Annotated in this window: 4 protein-coding genes; all 4 read right to left on the bottom strand. The window is 49.4% G+C overall.

Annotated elements, in window-relative coordinates; translation table 11 throughout:
• Nucleotides 1-502, bottom strand: a 502-nt coding sequence (lexA, locus tag IQ219_RS17965; RefSeq protein ID WP_194073514.1) for a transcriptional repressor LexA, incomplete at its 3' end; no start/stop codon positions are given.
• A gap of 218 nt (nucleotides 503-720) precedes the next feature.
• Complete coding sequence (locus IQ219_RS17960; protein ID WP_194073513.1) at nucleotides 721-1,716, bottom strand: succinate dehydrogenase/fumarate reductase iron-sulfur subunit; 996 nt, start codon at nucleotides 1,714-1,716, stop codon at nucleotides 721-723.
• 321 nt (nucleotides 1,717-2,037) lie between these two features.
• Nucleotides 2,038-3,042, bottom strand: a complete 1,005-nt coding sequence (locus tag IQ219_RS17950) for a two-component system response regulator (RefSeq protein WP_194073512.1) — start codon at nucleotides 3,040-3,042, stop codon at nucleotides 2,038-2,040.
• Between the two features lie 12 nt (nucleotides 3,043-3,054).
• Nucleotides 3,055-3,694, bottom strand: a 640-nt coding sequence (locus IQ219_RS17945; protein ID WP_194073511.1) for an energy-coupling factor ABC transporter ATP-binding protein, incomplete at its 5' end; no start/stop codon positions are given.

Here is a 3,694-nt window from a genome sequence, read left to right as displayed (position 1 = left end):
CCTTAGTGCCATCTTGGTAATAGCGTTTGATAGCAATTTTGCCACCCTTAATGCTGGCAGCTACCAACTCCCCATCTTCGATTTCTTCTTCCCCAGTCACAGAACGGAGAATCAGCATATCGCCTTCGACAATAAAGTCGTCCACGAGGTCATTGCTCATTACCCGGAGGGCAAAAACCGATGACTTCTTCATTAGGGGGGCAAAGTCAATCTTTTCCACTTCCTCTGCGTCTGCTTCCACTAGTTCACCGCCTTTGAGTTCGCCGATGACGGAAACTCCTTTTGGTTTTTGGTGGAGAATTCTCAGGGTGCGGGCTTTACCATCAGTCCAATCGACGTAACCTTTATTGCGTAGCCGTTCCAGCCGACTTTGAATGGGGGCCGGAGAACGCAAATTCATGGCCCGCATCATTTGGCGGATAGAGGGGGCGTGCTGGGTTTCGTCAATGTAACTAACTAACCAGTCAAAAAGTTCTTTTTGGGCTCGGGTGAGAGGTTCCATGTAATATCTCCTATAGGAATGTATTTAGGACTCTCGGACTATTTTAAACCCAGTCATAACATTCAGGGCAACCATACTAAAAAAGACACAAAATTTTACATTTATGCCGATTTTTCCTCATTTTTGGTTATTAAAAGGCGATCGCCGCTGTAATTGAGGGCAAGAAAAATAGGAATCAGTGATTACCCTGAAAAACCTTACTGTTGTCCCCCATAATCTCAGCGATTGCCGATCTTCTCAGCTTCCTGCACCTGTTCAATTAAGCCCCGTACCTCCTTGGTGCCAGCGGAAGGTTCAAAGGCTAGGGGAAATTTACCACTCCCAATCATCCGTAGACCCAGGGGTAAAATACTAGCAATGCCTTTGAGATCCCGGAAAAAATTACCCACTACATAGATACCAAATTTCCGCTCATCCACCCAACCACCGGCCTTAACCAAATCCACCATGACTTTACGGTGGCGTACTGGGCGACTGTCCTGGGCTGTTTTCTTAGCCAGAAGGGCAGACTTAATTTTGCCAATCTGGTCCATGGGGGCCACTTCCATCGGGCAAACTTCATTGCAGAGGTAACAGCGGGTACAGCCCCAAGCTCCAGCGGTGGCATTGTTGTAGTTTTCGAGGCGATCGGCTGTGGCTCCATCTCGGGAGTCGGCCAACAATCTTTGGGCTTTGGCTAGGGCATGGGGCCCCACAAAATCGGGGTTGACAGATTTGGCGTTGCACTCGGAATAGCAGGCCCCACAGAGGATGCAATTGCCCATTTGATTGAGTTTTTCTCTTTCCGCCGGGGTCTGGAGAAATTCCCGTTCCGGTACCTTGCGGCCCTGGGTACTAACGTAGGGCTCCACCCGTTGCAGGTCATCCCAGAAGGGTTGCATATCGACAATTAAATCTTTGATCACGGGCAAATTGCCAAGGGGGGCCACCGTCACCACCGGAATGCCCGCTTCGTTAATCTGGGTGAACAATTGGGTTTCACTGCCCACATTTTCCTTACAGGCCAAGGCCGATCGCCCATTAACCCGCATACTGCAACTGCCACAGATGGTGTTGCGACAATTTTTGCGGAAGTTCAAGCTCCCATCCTGTTCCCATTTAATCCGATTTAAACACTCCAAAATAGTAGTGCCGGGCTCCACTTCTAGATCAAACTTTTCTAGGTAAGGAGATTGTTGCGGTTTTTGGCGCAAAATTTGGAATTGGACTTGCATAGAAAACACCCTGGGGAAAGCAATGTTGGCCGAGGCTCCACTTCAAAGTTTAGTGGAAGATTCATTGCCGTGGGTGGGGATTGGGCCATGGAAATATGGCAGGGAAAAACCGGAGCTATTGCTCAATTACTTGCCCAGACTTTTGACACCGTTCAATAACATCACTAAGCCCGCCACTAAAATGCCCAAGGCGATCGCCCCCAAAATCCAATCCAAATTAGCCGTATTTTCCATATTTTCCAAGGGTTAATGCCCAGAGGGCCGTTAATGATTTCGATTCGTAAAAATGACGATTTTTCAGCCAATCCCAACTAGATGATCCTAATCCAACTGTTGGACTAAACTCCCTTCCGTGGAATTTTTGTTAATAAAATTGACAAATTTTTCCACCATTTCTGGGTTACGCCAGCCCCGTTGGGCTTCTCCTTGTAAAATCTCCAGGGCCTGGACTGTATTTACCGCTTGCTTATAGCGACGGTTATTGGTCAAAGCAGTGAAAATATCAATGATTTGAAAAACCTGTGCCAGCAGTGGAATTTCTTTGCCCCGGAGGCCGTCAGGGTAGCCACTGCCATCCCACCGTTCATGGTGATAACGCATAATTTCCCCCACAGCCCTGCGCCCAGCCAGGGGTTCAAAAATGGTGGCCGCCACATGGACATGGTCCCTCACACAGTCCAATTCTGTGGAGTTGAGGGCCCCTTGTTTGAGCATAATTTCATCGGGCACTTGGATCATGCCCAAATCGTGTAGACGGGCAGCAAAAACGAGGTCATCGATTTGCCCTTGTTCTAGACCAAGAAATTGGCCAAAACCCGCCACCAGTTGACTACACGTAATGCTAGCTTCTCCGACAGCGTAACGTTCTTCGACCACCGCCGCTAAACGAAACAAAACCTGTTCAATCTGGGCGACGGATTCCGTTAATTTCTTTTTCTGGATCAACAAATCCACTTGATTGAGCAGTTCTACCCGCTCCAGGGGTTTGAGTAAGTAGGCATCAGCTCCACTGGCCCGACTACGGAGACGACATTGGGGGTCATCCATGGCATTGGTGAGGATGACGGGAATATTTTGGCCGGCGGGGCTATGTTTGATGGCTTGGCATAATTCGATGCCATTTTGGTGGGTTAAATTGACATCCATCAACACTAAGTCTGGAGCAACTTTTTCCACTTGTTCTACCACTTGGCCACAACTAAATCCCTGGGTGGTTTCCCCTTCAATGATTTGGTAATTGTTCAAACGTAAAAGGTCGGCGCTGGCAATGCGACTGTAGGGGTGGTCATCCAGCAAAAAAATACGGAGGGGAGAAATTTGGTTCACGGATAGCCAGGGTTAAACTGCGGTCTTGTTCATCATCCTCTGCTCAAGGGGTTTGGGGTCTCCTTGGGCCACAATTTTGCCTTCTTCCAGCAGAAAAGCTCCATCACAATAGTCTAGCTCTTCCAAGCGATGGGTTACCCATAGGGCGGTGATGCCCCTTTCTCGGACTAGTTTTTGTACTTGCGACACTAATTCCCGTTGACTGTCCCGGTCTAGCAGGGCCGTGGGTTCATCCAACAACAGAACGGAACAGTGTCTGGCGATCGCCCCGGCAATGGCAATGCGTTGTTTTTGGCCGCCACTGAGGGCGTAGATGGGTCGGCGGGCCATATCGGCTAAGTTGACTGCCTGGAGAGCTTCCCCAACCCGGCATTTCACCTCATGGGGAGATAGTTTTTCTTTGACCAAACCGAAGGCAATGTCGGCTCCTACGGTGGGCATGACCAATTGATGGTCAGGATTTTGGAAAACAAAGCCCATGGGCTCTGCCAATTTCACCACACCGCCATGGGGAGTGAGGAGTCCCGCCAATAACCTTAACAAGGTAGATTTTCCACTACCATTGGTGCCCAAAAGCATCCAGAATTGGCCCTGGGGTACCGCCAGGCTACAGTTGTGCAAACCAGGACGGGTGGGGGACCACTGAAAACTC

The organism is Synechocystis sp. LEGE 06083 (assembly GCF_015207725.1).
Classification (GTDB): Bacteria; Cyanobacteriota; Cyanobacteriia; order Cyanobacteriales; family Microcystaceae; genus Synechocystis; species Synechocystis salina.
This window is presented reverse-complemented; position numbering and strand designations above follow the sequence as displayed.